Here is a 20,485-nt window from a genome sequence, read left to right on the forward strand (position 1 = left end):
TAAATAATTCATCATACGTTATTTTGACATTAATAATATGTTCGTTGTCATGTTCCCGGATAAGTCTCCACAAATAACTACCAGAATACAAGGAGTCGGCGCCGGAATAAATAATGAATAACAAAAATTAATATAGAAGACATTCATATTATCTTAAGAGGATATGAATCACATTTTGTATAGTCCAATTAACGAATCATAATATATAATAATATAATCAAACAGTATCACTAACAATATGAAATCCAAAGAAGTGTTAAACTTATTAAGAATTTCCAGACAAACACTCACAAGAATGCTTCAAATGGAACAATAAGGGTTGAAGTCCAACCAAATAAATAGTATCTTTACTTCATTGTTCTTCAATGAAACTCTATAGCAAACGTAAAAATAATAAACACATTGAGGTTTCCACAGATGAACTTGATTAGAACAGAACAGATTCAAATAGAAGGCACTGATGAACTTAGTTCATTGTGTCATTTATCAAAGAATTTGTGGAACGAGGCTAATTATTTAATAAGACAAGAATTTTTCATGAACGGTAATTGGATAAGGTCCAATACGCTTGCAGCAACATTAAAAACATCTGAAAATTATAAAAACTTAAATGCTCAAACAGCCCAACAAATACTTAAGGTTCTTGATAGAAGCTGGAATTCATTTTTCAAAGCAATAAAAGAATGGTCAAAAAATCCTGATAAATTCATAGGAAGACCAAAAATACCTAATTATAAACCAAGAGATGGTGAAGCATTGTTGATATTTACAAATCAACAGGTCACAATTAAAGATCATATTTTATCCTTCACAAAAAAATTACCTTTAAAAATCAAAACAAGACTACTTGATAACACAAATTTACGTGAAGTCCGATTAATCCCAAAAGGTTTAAATTACATTTGTGAAATAATTTATAAAAAACAATCAGAAGTAGGTGAAATAAACAAACGATGGTATGCAAAAATACATAACGGAAATAGGGTTATAGGAATTGATTTAGGATTAAGAAATGTCGTAACTATTGCAAATAACATTGGTGAAATACCAATTGTTATTAAAGGCGGTATTTTAAAGAGCATGAATCAATATTATAATAAAGAAAAAGCACAACTTCAATCAATTTATGATAAACAAGGCATTAAATTTGGAACAAGAATGTCTCAACTTAATTCTAAAAGAAATCATAAGATAAAAGACACAATGCATAAGATTTCAAGATACACCATTGATTATTGTCTTGAAAACAACATTGGAACGATTGTGATTGGTAAGAATGATAATTGGAAACAAGAAGCCAATATGGGAAAGAAGAACAACCAGAATTTCGTTCAAATTCCACACTTTAAGTTAATTCAAATGCTTCAATATAAAGCAGAAACAGAAGGAATAACAGTTAAACTGCAACAAGAATCACATACTTCAAAGTGTTCATTCCTTGATTCAGAACCAATCTGTCATCAAGAAACTTACAAAGGTGTAAGGTTTACAAGAGGTCTTTTCAGATCAGAAAATGGTACAATCTTAAATTCAGATGTAAACGGTGCTTACAACATTATAAGAAAAGCAATTCCTGATGCATTCGCAAAAGGAATAGAGGGTGTAGGGCTACACCCAATAAGGAGTAATGCCTTATGAATGGGAACTTTAATACTGTTAATAGTTTTCATAGCCTTACCTATTAAAAGAATAGTTCACGCCCCATATACTTATTCTGGGATTGTTCTGATTATCTTTGGGCTCATAATGGCTATTTGGGCTTTTTCTTTATTCAAAAAGAACGGAACAACAATAAAATCGGATGGAATTCCTACATCACTGATGATTACAGGTCCTTTTTGCATTAGCCGCCAACCAATATATTTAGGAATGACCACAATATTATTAGGCGAGGCTATTCTTTTAGGTACATTTATTACATTCATTTTTCCGGTCATTTTTGTAATTTTAATGGAATTAATTTTTATCCCTGTTGAAGAAAAGAACCTTGAGATGATTTTTGGAGAAAAATACCTGGATTACAAAAAGAAAGTCCGGCGCTGGATATGACCGTTCAAGTTTATCCTTATATGATTTTTGAGGAGCTAATGGCCTCCCGATGCCTTTTGGGTTTAAATCCGAGGTCAGTGACGTCTAAGAATTATTATACATAAATTATTTATAACTGAGAGTATAACAAGTGATTATGGGCTGGTATGGTTTAGAAGCATTCAATTCGGCGATCAAACGGACAAAGAAATCTCTTGCCGAGCCTTTCGATTTCTGGAAATGGATAAGGCTCGGGATCATTATATTCTTTATCGGCGGAGGTGGTATGGGAATACCGAACTTCAACTTCCCGGCAAGCTGGCAGACTGATGACCGGAACATGGAAGCACCATCAACACAAGAGATCATCGGTAAAATAACACAGTTCTGGTATCAGTACCAAACATATATCCTGATCGGTCTTGCTCTTATCATTTTCATAATACTGCTATTCACTCTATTATCCAGCATCCTGGAGTTCGTATTTGTAGAATCCCTGGTTACGAATAAAGTTGCCATCAGAGCATACTTCCGGAAATACATGCATCCCGGGTTCAATCTGTTTATAATAAAGATAACTCTGAGTGTAGTTTTTTTATCATTATTTATTCTGGCAATGTTACCGGTGTTCCGGCAACTCCCATCAGGCACTATTACTCCTGGATTGATCTTCAGCAGTATTCTGTGGTTTTTTGGCATAGCGCTTATATTCGCCGTGCTCAGCGGCATCATAAGTTCGTTCATAAGTCTTGCGATACCTGTAGTGATGTATCAGAGAGTGGGCATAATAATGGCCATAAAGAAGGTCGTGCGGAGATTCAAAGAAGACTGGAGACAGATCGTGGTCTACTGGGTGGCCAGATTTTTCGCCTGGATAGCCGGGTCAATCGTGGTAGGTATAATGGCACTGATGCTTTTTATGGTAATATTATTTATCCTTCTCATACCAGCTTTGATATTATATTTTATATTATCAGCGCTGGGACAGGGCTCAGGGAGTTTCTTATTATGGGCAGTAATGATACCCTACGGGCTTATCGCAGCAGTGGTATTGATATTATTCCTGTTGATAGTATCCGTACCTTTGCCTGTTCTCATGAAATATCATCTGCTGACGTTCATGCAGATGTGGTATCCTGATGTGAAGGTTCCTTTCGTTGAACCAGGTGCGGGCTCTCAATCTTCGACTTAGTATCTGCGTGATCTTCTGCTCTTCAAGGATCATCGCCACATTGCCTTTTGAAAACTTGTCGCCTTTTCTTGACCTTTATTTTAAGGATCATGCCCTGCATGCTTGCGGTTATGGCTCTATCCATCACTTTCGGGCGCTCTGTTTCTGCCGGGTGGACAGACCATTCCTCCACCTATCATCTTGACATTGGATAGATAGCCATCAAATTCAACTTTGAACTCCGTATGTGCCTCTTGAATTACCCACTCAGTGATCACTATTGTCCTGTTCACGAGTTTCAATCCTTGTTTTAGTGGATGTGCCTCTTGAATTCGATGCGATCTGATGAGGGTTCAGATTGTAGCCATGGTTTCAATCCTTGTTTTAGTGGATGTGCCTCTTGAATAGTCATTTTCAGGTTCGGCTTTTATTACTTCCTGAAGTTTCAATCCTTGTTTTAGTGGATGTGCCTCTTGAATAATAGAGGATAAACTATGGCAACATGCATAATACGTTTCAATCCTTGTTTTAGTGGATGTGCCTCTTGAATTCACCTCCTCTTACTTTAGAACTTTAGAAGTAAGTAGTTTCAATCCTTGTTTTAGTGGATGTGCCTCTTGAATTCTATAGTATTTCTTTTTGGCCGTTCAATTATACGAGTTTCAATCCTTGTTTTAGTGGATGTGCCTCTTGAATGAGAACAGCAGCGATCCGTCGAACGAATAGATCCGTTTCAATCCTTGTTTTAGTGGATGTGCCTCTTGAATAAAAAGAGTAGGCTTAGCCTACTCGTATAGGACGCCGTTTCAATCCTTGTTTTAGTGGATGTGCCTCTTGAATGAATTCACAGTCATTTACTGGAGCAGTTGCACCAGGTTTCAATCCTTGTTTTAGTGGATGTGCCTCTTGAATACAGTAACTTTTACCTGAACCGGTCTTTCAACAAGAGTTTCAATCCTTGTTTTAATGGATGTGCCTCTCGAATGGAAAACCCCCGTATCATGGAAAACATATAAATTAGTTTCAATCCTTGTTTTAATGGATGTGCCTCTCGAATGTACTCTTCTTGCCGTGAGGGAGTTGAGTTATGTAGTTTCAATCCTTGTTTTAATGGATGTGCCTCTCGAATGTGCATGTACAGTATCCATCTGCGCCCTGTCTGAAGTTTCAATCCTTGTTTTAATGGATGTGCCTCTCGAATAATAGCTTTTACTGCTGCGCCAAGAGCTGTTACTAGTTTCAATCCTTGTTTTAATGGATGTGCCTCTCGAATCAAACGCCCACCAGTCATCATCAGATATTCTTTTTAGTTTCAATCCTTGTTTTAATGGATGTGCCTCTCGAATCTGAGAAAGAATATGATAGAGTTCTCGAAGCTGTATTGTTTCAATCCTTGTTTTAATGGATGTGCCTCTCGAATTCTATAACAGTATGTCTTGCTGAATCAATAATAGAGTTTCAATCCTTGTTTTAATGGATGTGCCTCTCGAATAGCAATAACCTTTAATAGTACAACACAAAGTACCACCGTTTCAATCCTTGTTTTAATGGATGTGCCTCTCGAATAATGTTTATCCGGTTTTGGTATTAGCCAAAAAACATGTTTCAATCCTTGTTTTAATGGATGTGCCTCTCGAATAGCATTTACTGCGTCAGCTATATATCCGTCCGCTATGGTTTCAATCCTTGTTTTAATGGATGTGCCTCTCGAATAAAGATATATCTCTACCAACAGTATCAACTAAAGTGTTTCAATCCTTGTTTTAATGGATGTGCCTCTCGAATTATATGCTTGTTGGTTCGACTGCTTTGTCGGATGATAGTTTCAATCCTTGTTTTAATGGATGTGCCTCTCGAATGAGAGAGAGAGAGAGAAAGAGATAGTTTCTTTATAGTTTCAATCCTTGTTTTAATGGATGTGCCTCTCGAATACTATAATAGCTATTCTTTAGCGAAAAGAAGGCTTAAGTTTCAATCCTTGTTTTAATGGATGTGCCTCTCGAATCCACTACTTCCGCCCTGCCATGCTCCGGACCGAATGTTTCAATCCTTGTTTTAATGGATGTGCCTCTCGAATCCGAACACTCTATCCTTAAGGACTTATTCGCTCCAGTTTCAATCCTTGTTTTAATGGATGTGCCTCTCGAATCTAAGTTCAACTCTCTTTTTACCTTTGGTGTATGGTTTCAATCCTTGTTTTAATGGATGTGCCTCTCGAATTCAACTCATTCTAACGACATACTCAGAGCAAACAAGTTTCAATCCTTGTTTTAATGGATGTGCCTCTCGAATAAGATGAATTTGTTGATTCTGAGCAAGCGTTATTTGGGTTTCAATCCTTGTTTTAATGGATGTGCCTCTCGAATAGTATTATCTCAGTTGTACCAGCAGTATTTAATTAGTTTCAATCCTTGTTTTAATGGATGTGCCTCTCGAATTATTGTTAGTGGAAGTGTGGGCATATTAATCTCCTAGTTTCAATCCTTGTTTTAATGGATGTGCCTCTCGAATTGTGTTCACTGAACATAGTCCATAGGACTTAAAGCAAGTTTCAATCCTTGTTTTAATGGATGTGCCTCTCGAATGAAAAGTATCGGAAGGAGATAGACCTCAAAGTCAGTTTCAATCCTTGTTTTAATGGATGTGCCTCTCGAATTTTCCTCGCAGCGAGCATCCCTTCCCGAATATTATCGTTTCAATCCTTGTTTTAATGGATGTGCCTCTCGAATAATTGACCGTTACAAATGTTGCAGCCTTTGCTGGTGGTTTCAATCCTTGTTTTAATGGATGTGCCTCTCGAATACATGACGACACAGGCGCACGCAGCAATCAATTATCTGTTTCAATCCTTGTTTTAATGGATGTGCCTCTCGAATCGTCTGGACAGGCTTGGACGGGATCCTGTAGAATGTTTCAATCCTTGTTTTAATGGATGTGCCTCTCGAATATAGATTGCCATCTACGCCCACTCCTCGATCACTGGTTTCAATCCTTGTTTTAATGGATGTGCCTCTCGAATACTCTCTGGCTCATCGACACCAAAAAAGCCCTTGGTTTCAATCCTTGTTTTAATGGATGTGCCTCTCGAATCTTTTCTCCTGTATTTGATGACGATGATGAGATGAGTTTCAATCCTTGTTTTAATGGATGTGCCTCTCGAATTCGTCTGGACAGGCTTGGACGGGATCCTGTAGAATGTTTCAATCCTTGTTTTAATGGATGTGCCTCTCGAATATTTGGAGAGTTATAACCTCATTTTTCAGGAGAAGTGTTTCAATCCTTGTTTTAATGGATGTGCCTCTCGAATTTGCCTTCGATGTGGTGAGCATTTTGTCACTATCTGTTTCAATCCTTGTTTTAATGGATGTGCCTCTCGAATGCAATTGCGATCATCATTGCTGCTGTGCTTGGAAAGTTTCAATCCTTGTTTTAATGGATGTGCCTCTCGAATTATCAACATATTATTCAGCCATACATGGTATGAGTTGTTTCAATCCTTGTTTTAATGGATGTGCCTCTCGAATTTGCCTTCGATGTGGTGAGCATTTTGTCACTATCTGTTTCAATCCTTGTTTTAATGGATGTGCCTCTCGAATTTTATTATTGTTCTGTTATTCGGAGCCATATTAAGTTTCAATCCTTGTTTTAATGGATGTGCCTCTCGAATCAAAAAAAGCCTTTGGAGACATTTTTAATGGCACAGTTTCAATCCTTGTTTTAATGGATGTGCCTCTCGAATTTCGTTCCTGGAGCTGCAAGATTGAAGGGATTTCCGTTTCAATCCTTGTTTTAATGGATGTGCCTCTCGAATCCCAGGTAGCAGTCGCGTCTGTGAATTCATGAAAAGTTTCAATCCTTGTTTTAATGGATGTGCCTCTCGAATTATATTAACTTAAATAATAGATTAAGAAAAACAAGTTTCAATCCTTGTTTTAATGGATGTGCCTCTCGAATCTGAGATACTTGCAGCAGGGCGAACATATCTTCAGTTTCAATCCTTGTTTTAATGGATGTGCCTCTCGAATTACAAAATTACGCGTTCGCAGGGTGAATTAAGACAGTTTCAATCCTTGTTTTAATGGATGTGCCTCTCGAATGATTACACCTTCATATCTCTGCTGAAAAGTTGTGAGTTTCAATCCTTGTTTTAATGGATGTGCCTCTCGAATATTTTTGGTGGTGTCGCGGGGCTTAGCAGCGTCGGATGTTTCAATCCTTGTTTTAATGGATGTGCCTCTCGAATTAACGATTGATGTCAACCAGTCTTGACTGTGGCGGGTTTCAATCCTTGTTTTAATGGATGTGCCTCTCGAATAGAGATCACCGTAACGGTTATTACGAAAATTAATTTTGTTTCAATCCTTGTTTTAATGGATGTGCCTCTCGAATCCTTTAGCCATTTTAATCATCTCTATTTTTCTTTGGGTTTCAATCCTTGTTTTAATGGATGTGCCTCTCGAATTAGATTGAAGATTCAACAACGGAAGCACTGTTTGCAGTTTCAATCCTTGTTTTAATGGATGTGCCTCTCGAATTGGATAGCCAGATCCAAAAAATAATTTCTATTGTGTTTCAATCCTTGTTTTAATGGATGTGCCTCTCGAATTTTGTTATGGCTGCATTAGAATTATACAATATCCTGTTTCAATCCTTGTTTTAATGGATGTGCCTCTCGAATCTTCCGGGATAGAGGTACGGAAAATAACCAGCTTGGGTTTCAATCCTTGTTTTAATGGATGTGCCTCTCGAATTATATCTGCAACATTCCCCGCAGCGCTTACACCTGGTTTCAATCCTTGTTTTAATGGATGTGCCTCTCGAATCTACAATTCACGCATGCTCTAACATCGCCATGTAGTTTCAATCCTTGTTTTAATGGATGTGCCTCTCGAATAAGGGTTCATGATGTGCATGAAGGATGAAGAGTTGTTTCAATCCTTGTTTTAATGGATGTGCCTCTCGAATAATTTGAAACAGTCATTACAGCGAATACGGCAGCTTTGTTTCAATCCTTGTTTTAATGGATGTGCCTCTCGAATTGAATAATGAAAAAGAGACTATCCCGGAAGATCAGTTTCAATCCTTGTTTTAATGGATGTGCCTCTCGAATTGACTTCTATCACAGCATCAGCGGTATCTGAAAGCGGTTTCAATCCTTGTTTTAATGGATGTGCCTCTCGAATTCTTGTTTTCCAGATAGTACAAGCAGTATTTAGTCCGTTTCAATCCTTGTTTTAATGGATGTGCCTCTCGAATATGCTTCCGCTTCTTGTTTTCATCCCCAGAAATATGTTTCAATCCTTGTTTTAATGGATGTGCCTCTCGAATAGGTTTGATTCCCATAAAAAATAAATAAGATAGTTGTTTCAATCCTTGTTTTAATGGATGTGCCTCTCGAATCTGACAAGATGGCAAACAACTATAAGGCTTATGTTGGGTTTCAATCCTTGTTTTAATGGATGTGCCTCTCGAATCTTATACAATTAGGGCATCTATGAATGATGCTTTGTTTCAATCCTTGTTTTAATGGATGTGCCTCTCGAATACTATAGGGAACTTCTCATTTATGCAGTTGAATATTAGTTTCAATCCTTGTTTTAATGGATGTGCCTCTCGAATTATAGGGAACTTCTCATTTATGCAGTTGAATATTAGTTTCAATCCTTGTTTTAATGGATGTGCCTCTCGAATTTCAATTCGGAAGATTCGCAACACGTAGAAAAGAGTTTCAATCCTTGTTTTAATGGATGTGCCTCTCGAATCTTATACTGTAGGGAAATCTATTTTGATCGTTGGAGGTTTCAATCCTTGTTTTAATGGATGTGCCTCTCGAATGGTATTATCCCCATTTTTCATTATTTTTTCATTAGTTTCAATCCTTGTTTTAATGGATGTGCCTCTCGAATATTTCACCTCATAATTTTAAAGCGGAAAGGTAGGAGAGTTTCAATCCTTGTTTTAATGGATGTGCCTCTCGAATATTAGATTCAAAATTATATTATCCAGAAAATATTAAGTTTCAATCCTTGTTTTAATGGATGTGCCTCTCGAATTACGTTTCTGCTTCCAGTATATCCAAAAAATAGGGCATCATCGTGTTTCAATCCTTGTTTTAATGGATGTGCCTCTCGAATCATCTATTTTTGAGATACTACAATCTGGAAAAGGATGTTTCAATCCTTGTTTTAATGGATGTGCCTCTCGAATACCACAGATTTTCACCTGTTTAAGGCAAAATAAGGGTTAATATGGCTTAGATTTTGCGGTTGGATTTCTTGCTGCAAAATTATGGATTGGTATATAAAGACAAGAAAATCACACACAGATGTTGCTATAACAGCAATCAATGCATTTATTCTTATATTTGGACTTGCCGGGATAAAAGCCTTTATCAATAATTACAAGGATTTCATCAATGATCTCGATTGCTTTCTTGAAGTCTTTTTCTGTAAAAATGATCTCTTCAATATGATTATTGCTTCTCGTGAAACAAATGAACCCTTTTTTCACATCGGTCTTGTAGTTTTCTTTTATCATTAACGCATGAAGCACAAGCTGGAATTTATAAGTCTGGAATATAGTATCCTTGAACTCGGCATACTTATATTCAAAAGGAGCCGCAGTTCCATTATCCAGGAAAAGGACTTCGTCCACGATACCTTTGATATGGTTATTTTTTGAGGCTATGAAAACATTTATTTCTTTTTTCACAACCCCAAGCTTTTTTCTCAGGTATTCGGTGTTAGTGATCCGCTTTTCATCATGCACTTCCCTGCCTTTTATGACCTTGAACCTTGATTCCTCATGCTGCGGGATGGCAAGGCAATGCATATAATAAATAAAACGCGGGCAGAAAAGGTATTCAAGCACATCCGAAATAGTTATTATCGTATCTCCTTGCGACATAGTCCTCAAAAGAATTTTGTTAATACTTCATCACTTACAAGCTTCTTATCAAAAGCCTGGCCAAGGAGCTTGACCTTCCTGAAAGATTCATCATCCATGGGGAAAACATAGACTGAATCCACATCAGGATCGATCTCATCTTCACATTCAAGAGCCAGGGAATCTCTTTCGTTCGCATTAAGGGTGCCAAGAAAAACACTTTTTTGCACCCTGTAAAGCCCTTTGTCAAGACAGATACGCGCCACATTTTTGCGTGTGGTATTATCCGTAATGTCATAAACCACCCAGACCATTGTCATTTGATTTCCTCCTTTTTTTGCAGGTTTTTATTTTATTTGTTTCATCAAGTCTTTATTTTATCAGGCTATTCGCTATGCTGTGGCATTCCATCTGTATAGTGTTCCTTATCTTGACATTGCGCCCGTTATAGTCAATATCCTTATCAAGCATTTCATTGATCGCTGTTATTAAAACCGCTTTACCCCCCTTATTCATGTACAAGCCTCCGGGAATCTTATCAAAAAGCCCTTCATGCACCTGTTTTTTTGAGAAAAGGTTCATAACCGTTCTATCAACATGTATCCTGAAGATCTCAATAAGGTCAAAAACAAAGCTTTTCTTATTGTAATTATCCGTATGCAAAAAGCCCATATAGGGATCAAGTCCTGCTATTATGCATCCTTTCTCGACCTGCGAATACAGGACACCGTAGCCGTAATTAAGAAGGCAGTTAAAAGCATCTTGCGCGGGATCGCGGCTTCTGCCGTTGAATTTCCAGGCATCCGGCATGATATTGCTAAGGGCATTGAAATAATTGAGTGATGCCATACCTTCAGTCCCCATGATAGAGCCGCGCTTTTCATCAAGTGATCCTTTCATGCCAGCAAGATTTTCTCTAAGTTCTGCAATTTTCGCAATGTTTGGCTCGATCAGCTCTTTATCATCCGGCCTATTCTTTTTCAGGTCTTTCAGGAAATCAAGCTGGCTATCGATCTTGCGCACTATCCAGCCGCGCGCAAGATTAAATCCCAGGACGGACGCTTCGGCTTCAAGCTGACGGCGTCGGATAAGGGTCGTGCTGCCAAGTTTTGAGTGCCATACTCTTCCGAAAGGATTTCCATGGAAATCCAGGAAAACAATATCAATATTGTTCTCGACAGCGAACTCGATCGCATCCGTGCTTATGGTCGCTGATGTGGTTATGAGGATGCTGTCAACCTTATCTGCCGAGACTTCAAAGCTCTTGTCATCGTTCTTTATGAGAAAGCAGTTCTTTTCCTTTTTGAGATACGCACCGCGCGTGTTTATTACGAGCTGCATTAATAATCAGCCACTTTTAAGATGATCATTTTGAGGTTTGTAAGATACCTGTCTTCTTGTTTCAAGCCATTTCCTCCTTGTTGTGGTCATATCCGTTGCTGTTTTGAATCTGTTGCCGGTTATCCTGTGCAACATATCTTCCCAATTTTTCCTGAAATGATAAAGATAATAAGAAATAGAGGGCTCATTGCCATATATCACCCTGTAATTTTCTATAACATCCATTTTAACATACAGGGGCAGATCTTCAAAGACCTTTATATCATATCTGCCGCCGACTTTTTGAAAGATGCTTTTCAAAATTCCGGTCGTTCGAGGTTTGATGAGGCAGATATCGATATCTGAACGTTCATTTGCAGTATTCATAGCATAGGAACCGTAAAGTAAGATGCCTTGCGCTTCGTCTTTTATGAATTCGAATTCTTTCTTCAGCCTTATTATAAGTTCTTCAGCATCCATATTGGTTGACTTTTGATAATTTTGTTTCATTATATCATGAGTTATCATATTTGTCAGCTTTGGTATATATTATTAAAGTTCATTTCAGGATCATTTTTCATGACAACTGAGCCAAAACCCCTTGAAACTGATTTTCCCAGACCGAGATGATCGGGTATGATGAAGTTTGCATGGAAACCTCCGATAAAGGTCATTACATTCACGTCTTTCAACCTGCGTTTCCTGATATTTACCTGGACATCACATTTTATTTTATCAGGAACCTGGTAATTCAGCGATTTCGACATGGACAGCAGGTTTCCAGTGAGTGTTTTTCTCAAGAAATCAAACCTTTCCCCGCCATCCTTCAAACCGTAATATCTCATATAATTCTCCTGGTTAAGAGCAAGCCACGGTGTTGCGAACTCGTAAGAATGTATCTTCTCTGAAAGCCCGAATTCCTGGTTCTTTACGCAGATGCCCCTTTCAACGATCTCATAAACCTCATCCCCAAGTTTTATCTCATCGTATTTATCATAGACTTGTTTTAAAACTTCGGCGCCGTCATTGATGCCGATGACCATGGGCGCGCCGTTTATCATTTTGTATTGTACCAGTGGATAGCTGTAAATGAATTTATCGGCTTTGTGCTGATGGAGAAGGGCGTATTCGTTGAATTTAGTGGCAAAGAAACCGCGAAGCTGTGTTGATGTGCCTTCTATGTGGCGGTTGGATGCAAGGGTGAGTGTGAAGGTTTTGAGGTTCATATCTGTTTAGATTTTGATGCGATATGTTTCATATTTTTTATCAGGTTTCATTTTCTATATACCTGTCAATGATTTCTATAAACTCATAAAAATCCTTCAATTCCAGGTTTAGATAAGAATATGACCTCGAATCATCCACACGACCATATTGATGTACAAGCAGGTTTCGAAATCCTACAAGTTCTTCAAGCCTGGTGGAAAGTGACACTGGTAATACTTGATTTTCTGCAAGCTTCCTTATGCTGTCTTTACTATCCGACGGTATTCCAAATCCTTTCTCAGATATGATCAAATTGCAGATATCAAGCAAATTCTCACTTGCCAGCTGGAAAGCACGTTCACATGCTCGTTTCCTGAGACCATTATTCAGGTAATCCTCTTCTTGTTCCGGGAGATATTCCTCAAGTTCCCTCAGATAGTTCTCCATTTCATCTATCTTCTCAAATAATCTATCTTTATCCACGATCATCATCCCAATCTGGCTCTAACGCGTTCCATTACGCGCTTATGGTATTCCCCGGTGAGCCTTTTGTATCGTTCATATTCCATATCATTGATCTTTGAAAGTGTTAATAGGTGATACATGTCCTGCGTGTATAGCACCTTCCCTTCAAGAAAAATCCTTTTACGAATATAAACTGGCAATTCATCTATGAATGAAATATCGATATTGTCCGGGACAGAATTGTTAAGTGATATTCTCTCTTTAAGTGTAATCTTAACTTCCGGTTTTGGAATGACACAGATATCTATATCGCTATTTTCTTTTTCAGTTCCTCTTGCCTTTGATCCAAAAAGAATGATCGAGTGAACAAGTCCTGAACTCCTGAGCTTAATGATCAACTCGTCGAGGTCTATGTTCGATTTTTTTTGATCGTTTACTTTTGGCACATGAACAATTTGATTTTTCATCATTATTTCCTCTGCTTTATAATTATTTAAACACTGGCTCTTTTATTCTGTTCTACTAATTATTCACTCTCGATCTGTTTCAGTAACGGCGCTGGGGGTTGTGACCCCCAGACCCCGGGGATGCGCCGCCGTTGGCGGGGTTTTCTGGTGATCGATGGTTGTTTGGAAATCTGTCCTGGTATTTCTTGTTTATTTTTTGATGCACCATAGTTATCAGTTTTGTTAACTTTGGTGTATATGATCAGGTGAAAAATCGAACGATAGAACACGGATTGCGCGGATGACGCGGATGCACACGGATTTGTGATAATCCGCGAGATCTGTGTCATCCGTGTTCTATTGGAACTACGGAGGTTAGTATTAATGTTCACATCTCCTCGCATAGTTTATTTTAAAAAATATATCATTTAATTGTGTTAAAAATCCGGCGCTATCGCTTGCAGGCGCAGGTTTCATAGAGAAATAAGGCAGCAACAAATAGTCTAAAACAAACCGCAGATGAACGCAGATGAACGCAGATTTGTTAAATTGCTGGTAGGTTTGCCTGATCATATGGTTTCTCCGTATGCTCTTTGCGCTGCCTGTCCGCATGTACCGCGCCTGGGGGATGCGAGGAGAGGGGGGCGGGATGAAGTGAAAGATCATAATTAAAACAGTAAAGTTCCTCCTGAACCTGGTATAAATCCAGTTTCTAAATCATACCTATCTTTTAATTCTTCTATTGAAACATAGGCTATCCCAGTTTCATTTTCAGGCTTAGGTGCCTTATTCTTGGGGATTGAAATTACATATTCATAGAAATCTTTTTTTATTTTTAAGAATTCATTTTTTCTTTCAATTGGATTTTTTAGTTCTTTTATCACCTTATATTGATTCCATACAGCTTTAGCAAAATAATCCAATTCGATAAATACATCGATTTTATAGTAGTCCTCTTGAATAAGTTTAAAGTTTTTATATAACTGTTCAAATTCTAATTTTTGGACAAATGAAAGAATCTTATTAGATACATCATCACTTCCACTGTCTTTGATTTTTTTAAAATAATTATTGCTTAAGGTTAAAAAGTAATTTTCATTTATTCTTTCAGGAGCTTCTTTGAGGACTTCTTTAGTTTTATCGATCAGAAAAGGTGAATAGATATATCTATAATATTCTTTATTCTCATCTTTCAGAATAAATAATTTTACCAGCCCTTTCTTCCCCTCTGAATAATTTCGATTGCATCTTCCAGAAACTTGGTTTATTGAATCCATTGTTGAAAAATCACGATAAACAGTATCAACGTCAATATCCACACCAGCTTCAATAAGTTGAGTGCTGACAATTATTTTTCGTGCTTTATTATTTCTTATATCGTTTATTCTATCAATACGTTGGCAAGGAGTAATGTTTGTGGAAAGATAATACAATTTTATGCCTGTAATTTTTAATGATTCCAAATATTGATAAACACTTTTTGAAGAATTTATTGTATTAAGTACAATAAGAAAATTATTATCTTTATTTTCTTCAACATCACTTCTTATGATTTCTTTAAAATTATTGAGAAGCAAAGGTTGAAGGTTTGGTATTAATTCAATTCTATCAAATTTATTAAAATAATATTTTTTATTTGTTACAAGTTCAACAATTTCTTTCTTGCTTTCATCAAAAATCAATGGCTGCGTCGCAGTCACAAAAATAAAATAAGTGTTGAAGCATTTTGAAAATAATGAGATAACTTCTTTGAATAAAAGCCAATATTCATGAGGAATTGATTGAACCTCATCAAGAATAACTATTGAATTTATAATGTTATGAAATTTTCTTAATGACCTATTTTTATTTGAAATTAAAGAGTGAAAGAGTTGTATAAAAGTAGTTACAATTATTTCAGAGTTCCAGCCCTCAATTAGTAACAAACTTTCAGAAGTATCGTAATCAACATTTTCATTGGTTTCATAAAAAATATCAGATAAATGGTGATGCTTCAATAAAATATCGGTTGTTGGAGTATAGCCCTGAACTTTTTTAAATACATCTTCAAAAACCTCGAAATTCTGATCTATAATACTTAAAAAAGGAAGTGAATATATAATTTTAGGCATGAAATTTCTTTCATTTATAATCTTATCCCTCAGTTTTAAAGAAAAAGATAATACAGTAAGTGTTTTTCCTGTTCCAGTCGGAACATTCAATGAATAAATATTATTATCTAAACTTAAGGTTTTTAATTCTCCTATAACATCTGAATAAATCTCATTTCTGATAATATCCATTTTATTTTTTGGTTTATCATAGCCTTTGATTATCCGATAATTATCAACCAAATCTAAAGGAATCGCATTGTTACGGTCAATTTCTTGAATACCCGATGCATCTAATTTGTCGGAATTTAAAAGAATAGAATAAAAAAGTTGAGTCAAAAGATAATATTGTAATCCAGGCGCATCCCCTTGGATGGATTTCTCATTTTGCAGATGATCAGAAAAAGTTCTTCTATTGCTTTTGATTTCTTTGATAATGCTTTTATAAGTACTAATAAATTTAATTATATCAATATTTGGTAATAATTCCAAATAAATCAGTTTGAGCTCTTCTAAACACAGAGAATTAATTTGCCTGTTTAAGATTTCTACATTTTTATCATCTAAGTCTAAGATTTCATTTGTTACATCTCCTAAATTTCCATGATGTTTTTTTACTGCAAAATAACCTAACATCGGTAAAAATTCAAATTTTAAATCTTTAAGATATTCTTTTATAACAAAGTAAGTAAATAACGAAGAAAGTAGTCCATGTCTTGTTTCAGGATTATTTTTAAGCGAACTTTTTCGTTTTTCGTCTTTTTCATTTATATAATTTTGAAAATTAATTGTTCCTTTTCCAAAATCATGTGAAACCCCTGTTATAAATGAAAAGTTGGCCAAGATTTCATCATTTAAATTGAAAATATTCGAGTTGATTTTCTTGGATTGTATAGTATTTTTACAAAATAATCCCACATTTCTAAGGTGATCAATTAAAAATTTATCCGGATGGGATTTTAGATTAAAGAAAGATGATTGATTCATTAGTTTCCAATTCCCAATATCTATCAACTTTTGCTGTTATTCCTTTTCCTTGAACACCGTTTCTTTCAAACATAACTTTTCTGTACTCCTTTAATGATCTATCCAGTTCCATTTCCGTTGGAATGGTTTCAGAAAAATATTCTCCATCTTCCAATTTGATTTCTTTGATCGAGTCAGTAGGGAGAGCAGAATCTAATTTTATAAACTCAGTGGATGATTTTTCTCTTATCGCTTTTTCTCCAATGAATTCAAAATTAGCAATATGTTCGGTGATTCCTAGACAGGGGGTATAGACGCATTTATGGTGCAAAAGCATAGAATTTACTTTGTTAAATATAATTGGATCTATATGATAGAAATATATTCTATATTTTGCATCTTTCACAAATTCGAACCTTATTTGTGTTCGAGGGCTGTGGGCGCCTTTTTTGATTGGAATGAAATAATCATCCTTTGTGTTAATCAGATTTTCAGCTAATCTGACCTTTTTAATCGGATTCAGAATTCTAACTGCAATCTGCGCCTGTTGTTTTGAGAAATATTTCAAATATTCATCTTTTGGAAGACCTAAGATAGCCCCTATAAGCCCACTAATTGCTGTTCTTGGTGGAATTGAAAAAGAAAGAGGCGATGTTGTAGTATAGTATTTTCTAAAATGTGCATACTCACCCCAAACATCGAATACCAATATTTTATCCATATACCCTACGATGATAACTGCAGCGCTGGAATTCCAGTGGTTTTCAAGGCTTCATTAATCGTGATTTCTTTACCTTCTAATTCAAATCTTGCTCTGTCATCAATTTGATATTCAACATTTTGAATTAAATCCTTTTTGTTTTTTAGGACATCGATTATTTTTGTAAGATTTATCTTAACTTGAGATATGTCTCTCAACTCTTCATCAGGAACTTCTTTTACCAATGAAATCATACTATTGAGGTCCCCAATGTGGTAATTATTCTCTTTGTAATTCACTTTTATAAGCAGCCTCGGAACTTGACCCACTTTTGATCTGGATATCAAATTTTTTGTACCATTCCATATACCATCCAGAAGAAACTTTACATCATCATCGGTAAGTTTTGTGTCTTTTGCAGCATTTTCATTTATGATTCCATAGAAGTTGATTAATGAGTAAAACAGAAAATCTTCTTCACGAAATGTTTTTTGCTCAGCACCCTTTTTTGAAGCGAATGCTCCAGTACCTCTGAAGTGTTTTATATATACTTTATGTAACGATCTACCTATCTTAAATTGAACTGGTCCAGTAAAAGTTAATGAGCTTGTTTGTTCCTTGCTTTCAGTTTGCTCCTTAATATCTTCTTTAGGTTTTTCGGTCTTTTTTCCTTTTTTAACCTTCAATTCCAATGGAATTGTTGCTCCGAATAATCTAACGTCTATGCACTTCTTCAAGATTTCAGCGGTAGCTATTTCTTTTTGTTGCTGAAGTGTTTTGCCTTCTAATTCCGCAGAGGGAATATGTTTTAAGAAGTCCGATGCCCTCAACTTTGCGTCCTGAATATGTCCTTCTTCATCAGAGATCTCCCTCACAAAAATATCTTGTTTCTTAAAATTATATAAATAATCTCGGATAGTTCTCTTAAGCCTGACATCTGTTATAAGGTTGAGTCCAGTTTCTTCGTCAATTCTTGGTTTATTTTCATCCAAAGGATCTCCGTTTGGATTTGCATCTTTCACATCGTACAAAAATACGAGTTCTGACCTATTTGTAATTATATTGCTCATGTGTCTCCTCCGTTGTTGATCTAAATAGATTTGAGAGATTCATACCTAATACAAAATAAAAACTTATTTCATCATTTGACATTTTCCACCCTTCTCCAGATTGAACCATATATTTCCCAATTAAAAATTCCAGATTTTTATAATAATTTTTTCCATATTCTTCAAGCTTGTTTTGAATTTCGGGCAACAATTTCTTCACATGTTTTTCATCTAATTTCAATCCCTGAAGTTTTATTCTAAATGGCGTAGCTTTTCGATCATTGTATTGAATATTTAATAAATATTGCGTCAATACACCTTCTAAGAATATTGCTTTTTTCGAATCTTTATTAAAGAAATCTGAAAATTCTTTAAACAAGGTATTTACTTTCTCCTCTAACTGTAAATTTGTTCCTTGCAGTAGGTTTGTGATGCTCTTTTCATTCATATTTTTACCTCCGTTAAAATTGTCAAGAAGTTCTAACTCATTTAAATAAATAAGAAGTTGAAAACCTTTTAAGGTGAGATATTTTGTTGATTTTGTTTCATCTTGAAAATCTCTTCGAATTTTCTTAATTATTCCCCACATTAAAAATGAATAATCAATTTTCTTATTTGTAAAAATTTTATTTGTTATTTCAAGAAAATAAGTGCTTAAATCCTGTTCTATATTGCCCTTACCCTTAGAAGGATATTTTACAGCTTGAACGGTATTATCGATTGAACTCAAATCTGATTCCATTTTCCCCTTTCCTTTAGGATTGGGAAAAAATGAAAAAATGTTTCCAAAGTTGAATTCCAATGATTTACCTTCTTTCAATATGTATTCACTAAAAATGCCAATTTTATCAACTTTTTCTTTGGCTTGGAAAAGTTTCTTTAATCGAGAAGGTAAAATATCTTCGATATATAGTAAAATCCTGAATGCAGAGTTATCTTTTTCATAAATTAATAGATTATTATTAAAAAAATTTTCTTGTTCTGCAAGAATACTTAATATATCATCTTCATTAGCATCTAAAAGTCGAATATATTTCTTTTCAAACTTTGGATCTTTTCCTTTAAAATCCTCTAAAATTCTAAAAATGTCAACTCTTTTATTTTGATTTAAAAGTTTTGGAATGACAAAATAATCGAACCCATAAAATCTGAATTTTGAATTTTCAAAGATGTATTTTTTCCCTCCTTCCAATGTTAAGGCACAATTCAAACATACAGGGTAATTTTTCCATGCCAATGATTGATCGAATCCACCGCTAATAAATCCAGGCTTATCAACGGTATAGAATTCATAGGTTCCGACAAAACCAAATACCTCTTCGGACTTTTTTCTACAAACTGAACAAACTTTATTAGTGGATTTGGATTCCTTTCCATATTTTTGATAATAACCTTTCGAAGTCTTTTCAAGTAAAATTCTTCTGAAAACTGGGAAGTCTCCGATATACTGTTTTTCGGGAGAATAAATGAACACAGTTATTATGCTTGGATCCTTTTTATCAAGAGTATTATATTTAATTGTTAAATCCGATAAAATTGCATCTGTATTTGATTTTAAACAGTCGTTTAATCTCTTAAGAAATTCAATTTCCTCACCTATAAAGATGATTTGATTTTCTTTGGTAATATTCGTAAACCATTTAATGGTCTTATTAGAAAAGGTCTTTTCAATATCTGTAATCCTGCTTGTGGGTGTTAAATCAGTTCCATTAGGAGCCCCTTGCTTATACAGATATTGCTTTATCTTGCTTTTGCTGTATTCTTCTAATTCGATACCAACATATCCAAAACCATTTTCATTTTTATTAACTCTAATACCAAGAATATGTTTATAAGTGCCATTACTATCTGGATCTTCAATTACGATATCCGTAGGGTCTTCTAATCGTCTTCCAGCCTTTTCAAGCGAGTATTCTCCGATCTCTTTTACAGCCTCAATCAATTCAAATCCTCCTCTTTCATAGGTACTCGCCCGCCCTCTTCCGCGCCCTCATTTCCATAATCCCGTCTCATCTTCACCCTTCCATCTTCCGACCGCGCATTCCACGAACGCCTTGCACCCTTTCGCAGCGTTCGCAGCCTGATACTATCCAAACGCCCCATCTCCTTATATATCTTTGGAAAGCGATGTGAAAGTGTTCTTGTGACTTTTGTGGTTA

At 35.7% G+C, this 20,485-nt stretch carries 23 protein-coding genes and 1 pseudogene; 6 read left to right on the forward strand and 18 right to left on the reverse strand.

All coding sequences use genetic code 11. The annotated features are described in order from the left end of the window. Positions 1-338: 338 nt before the first annotated feature. The 4 genes and pseudogenes from CL181_RS19685 to CL181_RS03245 form a co-directional block, all read left to right on the forward strand. Positions 339-431 (forward strand): annotated as a pseudogene (locus CL181_RS19685) (IS607 family transposase); the annotation flags it as partial. Then, the gene (locus CL181_RS03235) at positions 418-1,638 is read left to right on the forward strand and encodes an RNA-guided endonuclease TnpB family protein (RefSeq protein WP_097297807.1); all 1,221 of its coding nucleotides are present in this window, start codon (positions 418-420) and stop codon (positions 1,636-1,638) included. The pseudogene CL181_RS19685 and the gene CL181_RS03235, both read left to right, overlap by 14 nt. Further along, a complete protein-coding gene (locus CL181_RS03240) occupies positions 1,639-2,049 on the forward strand; it encodes an isoprenylcysteine carboxylmethyltransferase family protein (RefSeq protein ID WP_097297808.1) in 411 nt (136 codons plus the stop codon). It abuts the gene before it with no gap. Between the two features lie 136 nt (positions 2,050-2,185). After that, positions 2,186-3,220 carry a hypothetical protein gene (locus tag CL181_RS03245; RefSeq protein WP_097297809.1) on the forward strand — a complete coding sequence of 345 codons (1,035 nt, stop codon included), beginning with the start codon at positions 2,186-2,188 and terminating at the stop codon, positions 3,218-3,220. A 22-nt stretch (positions 3,221-3,242) separates the two neighbouring features. Here the strand turns inward: CL181_RS03245 and CL181_RS20070 are convergent, their stop codons facing one another. The 6 genes from CL181_RS20070 to CL181_RS21720 form a co-directional block, all read right to left on the reverse strand. Beyond that, positions 3,243-3,392, reverse strand: a complete 150-nt coding sequence (locus CL181_RS20070) for a hypothetical protein (RefSeq protein WP_176505036.1) — start codon at positions 3,390-3,392, stop codon at positions 3,243-3,245. A gap of 160 nt (positions 3,393-3,552) precedes the next feature. Further along, on the reverse strand, positions 3,553-3,753 hold the full coding sequence (locus CL181_RS21700; RefSeq protein WP_408735448.1) for a hypothetical protein: 201 nt from the start codon (positions 3,751-3,753) through the stop codon (positions 3,553-3,555). Positions 3,754-4,121: 368 nt separating this feature from the next. Beyond that, a complete protein-coding gene (locus CL181_RS21705; protein WP_408735449.1) occupies positions 4,122-4,475 on the reverse strand; it encodes a hypothetical protein in 354 nt (117 codons plus the stop codon). A 168-nt stretch (positions 4,476-4,643) separates the two neighbouring features. Continuing rightward, positions 4,644-4,931, reverse strand: a complete 288-nt coding sequence (locus CL181_RS21710) for a hypothetical protein (RefSeq protein ID WP_408735450.1) — start codon at positions 4,929-4,931, stop codon at positions 4,644-4,646. Positions 4,932-5,163: 232 nt separating this feature from the next. Continuing rightward, positions 5,164-5,358 (reverse strand): hypothetical protein, encoded by a 195-nt coding sequence (locus tag CL181_RS21715; protein ID WP_408735451.1) that lies wholly within the window; start codon positions 5,356-5,358, stop codon positions 5,164-5,166. A gap of 621 nt (positions 5,359-5,979) precedes the next feature. Further along, on the reverse strand, positions 5,980-6,168 hold the full coding sequence (locus tag CL181_RS21720; protein WP_408735452.1) for a hypothetical protein: 189 nt from the start codon (positions 6,166-6,168) through the stop codon (positions 5,980-5,982). Positions 6,169-6,853: 685 nt separating this feature from the next. Between CL181_RS21720 and CL181_RS21725 the strand changes: the two genes are divergently transcribed. Then, complete coding sequence (locus CL181_RS21725; RefSeq protein WP_408735453.1) at positions 6,854-7,042, forward strand: hypothetical protein; 189 nt, start codon at positions 6,854-6,856, stop codon at positions 7,040-7,042. A gap of 2,472 nt (positions 7,043-9,514) precedes the next feature. Here the strand turns inward: CL181_RS21725 and cas4 are convergent. The 7 genes from cas4 to CL181_RS03280 are packed head-to-tail and all read right to left on the reverse strand — an operon-like array spanning position 9,515 to position 13,545. Next, a complete protein-coding gene (gene cas4, locus CL181_RS03250) occupies positions 9,515-10,105 on the reverse strand; it encodes a CRISPR-associated protein Cas4 (protein WP_097297810.1) in 591 nt (196 codons plus the stop codon). A gap of 5 nt (positions 10,106-10,110) precedes the next feature. Further along, positions 10,111-10,404 carry a CRISPR-associated endonuclease Cas2 gene (cas2, locus tag CL181_RS03255; protein ID WP_097297811.1) on the reverse strand — a complete coding sequence of 98 codons (294 nt, stop codon included), beginning with the start codon at positions 10,402-10,404 and terminating at the stop codon, positions 10,111-10,113. A gap of 52 nt (positions 10,405-10,456) precedes the next feature. After that, positions 10,457-11,425 carry a CRISPR-associated endonuclease Cas1 gene (gene cas1 / locus CL181_RS03260; RefSeq protein ID WP_097297812.1) on the reverse strand — a complete coding sequence of 323 codons (969 nt, stop codon included), beginning with the start codon at positions 11,423-11,425 and terminating at the stop codon, positions 10,457-10,459. A gap of 6 nt (positions 11,426-11,431) precedes the next feature. After that, complete coding sequence (locus tag CL181_RS03265) at positions 11,432-11,932, reverse strand: nucleotidyltransferase domain-containing protein (protein WP_217993077.1); 501 nt, start codon at positions 11,930-11,932, stop codon at positions 11,432-11,434. A 5-nt stretch (positions 11,933-11,937) separates the two neighbouring features. Continuing rightward, a complete protein-coding gene (locus CL181_RS03270) occupies positions 11,938-12,630 on the reverse strand; it encodes a CRISPR-associated endonuclease Cas6 (protein WP_097297813.1) in 693 nt (230 codons plus the stop codon). A 40-nt stretch (positions 12,631-12,670) separates the two neighbouring features. Next, a complete protein-coding gene (gene hepT / locus CL181_RS03275; protein WP_176505037.1) occupies positions 12,671-13,093 on the reverse strand; it encodes a type VII toxin-antitoxin system HepT family RNase toxin in 423 nt (140 codons plus the stop codon). Positions 13,094-13,098: 5 nt separating this feature from the next. Beyond that, a complete protein-coding gene (locus tag CL181_RS03280; protein WP_097297815.1) occupies positions 13,099-13,545 on the reverse strand; it encodes a nucleotidyltransferase domain-containing protein in 447 nt (148 codons plus the stop codon). A gap of 495 nt (positions 13,546-14,040) precedes the next feature. Here CL181_RS03280 and CL181_RS20815 point away from each other — a divergent pair, with 495 nt between their 5' ends. Then, positions 14,041-14,193: a hypothetical protein gene (locus tag CL181_RS20815; protein ID WP_217993078.1), complete on the forward strand. Its 153-nt coding sequence runs from the start codon at positions 14,041-14,043 to the stop codon at positions 14,191-14,193. Here CL181_RS20815 and CL181_RS03285 read toward each other — a convergent pair. From CL181_RS03285 to CL181_RS20075, 5 genes are read right to left on the reverse strand one after another with little or no spacing between them, the layout of a single operon-like run. Beyond that, entirely contained in the window at positions 14,190-16,598 is a 2,409-nt protein-coding gene (locus CL181_RS03285; protein WP_097297816.1) for a CRISPR-associated helicase/endonuclease Cas3, read from the reverse strand. The genes CL181_RS20815 and CL181_RS03285 overlap by 4 nt on opposite strands. Then, a complete protein-coding gene (cas5b, locus tag CL181_RS03290) occupies positions 16,576-17,298 on the reverse strand; it encodes a type I-B CRISPR-associated protein Cas5b (RefSeq protein WP_097297817.1) in 723 nt (240 codons plus the stop codon). The genes CL181_RS03285 and cas5b overlap by 23 nt, the downstream gene beginning before the upstream one ends. A 5-nt stretch (positions 17,299-17,303) precedes the next feature. Then, positions 17,304-18,347 carry a type I-B CRISPR-associated protein Cas7/Csh2 gene (cas7b, locus tag CL181_RS03295; protein WP_176505038.1) on the reverse strand — a complete coding sequence of 348 codons (1,044 nt, stop codon included), beginning with the start codon at positions 18,345-18,347 and terminating at the stop codon, positions 17,304-17,306. Continuing rightward, on the reverse strand, positions 18,325-20,268 hold the full coding sequence (locus CL181_RS03300; protein WP_097297818.1) for a TIGR02556 family CRISPR-associated protein: 1,944 nt from the start codon (positions 20,266-20,268) through the stop codon (positions 18,325-18,327). Before CL181_RS03300 ends, cas7b begins: the two co-directional genes overlap by 23 nt. After that, positions 20,265-20,420: a hypothetical protein gene (locus tag CL181_RS20075; protein ID WP_176505039.1), complete on the reverse strand. Its 156-nt coding sequence runs from the start codon at positions 20,418-20,420 to the stop codon at positions 20,265-20,267. The genes CL181_RS03300 and CL181_RS20075 overlap by 4 nt, the downstream gene beginning before the upstream one ends. Positions 20,421-20,485 lie beyond the last annotated feature (65 nt).

This window comes from Candidatus Methanoperedens sp. BLZ2 (assembly GCF_002487355.1).
GTDB lineage: Archaea > Halobacteriota > Methanosarcinia > Methanosarcinales > Methanoperedenaceae > Methanoperedens.

Excerpts from the sequence above, each read along its gene's own strand:
- CL181_RS03235 (WP_097297807.1), top strand. The coding sequence starts at position 418 with ATGAACTTGATTAGAACAGAACAGATTCAAATAGAAGGCACTGATGAA.
- CL181_RS03240 (WP_097297808.1), top strand. The coding sequence starts at position 1,639 with ATGGGAACTTTAATACTGTTAATAGTTTTCATAGCCTTACCTATTAAA.
- CL181_RS03245 (WP_097297809.1), top strand. The coding sequence starts at position 2,186 with ATGGGCTGGTATGGTTTAGAAGCATTCAATTCGGCGATCAAACGGACA.
- cas4 (WP_097297810.1), bottom strand. The coding sequence starts at position 10,105 with ATGTCGCAAGGAGATACGATAATAACTATTTCGGATGTGCTTGAATAC.
- cas2 (WP_097297811.1), bottom strand. The coding sequence starts at position 10,404 with ATGACAATGGTCTGGGTGGTTTATGACATTACGGATAATACCACACGC.
- cas1 (WP_097297812.1), bottom strand. The coding sequence starts at position 11,425 with ATGCAGCTCGTAATAAACACGCGCGGTGCGTATCTCAAAAAGGAAAAG.
- CL181_RS03265 (WP_217993077.1), bottom strand. The coding sequence starts at position 11,932 with ATGATAACTCATGATATAATGAAACAAAATTATCAAAAGTCAACCAAT.
- CL181_RS03270 (WP_097297813.1), bottom strand. The coding sequence starts at position 12,630 with ATGAACCTCAAAACCTTCACACTCACCCTTGCATCCAACCGCCACATA.
- CL181_RS03280 (WP_097297815.1), bottom strand. The coding sequence starts at position 13,545 with ATGATGAAAAATCAAATTGTTCATGTGCCAAAAGTAAACGATCAAAAA.
- CL181_RS20815 (WP_217993078.1), top strand. The coding sequence starts at position 14,041 with ATGAACGCAGATGAACGCAGATTTGTTAAATTGCTGGTAGGTTTGCCT.
- CL181_RS03285 (WP_097297816.1), bottom strand. The coding sequence starts at position 16,598 with ATGAATCAATCATCTTTCTTTAATCTAAAATCCCATCCGGATAAATTT.
- cas5b (WP_097297817.1), bottom strand. The coding sequence starts at position 17,298 with ATGGATAAAATATTGGTATTCGATGTTTGGGGTGAGTATGCACATTTT.
- cas7b (WP_176505038.1), bottom strand. The coding sequence starts at position 18,347 with ATGAGCAATATAATTACAAATAGGTCAGAACTCGTATTTTTGTACGAT.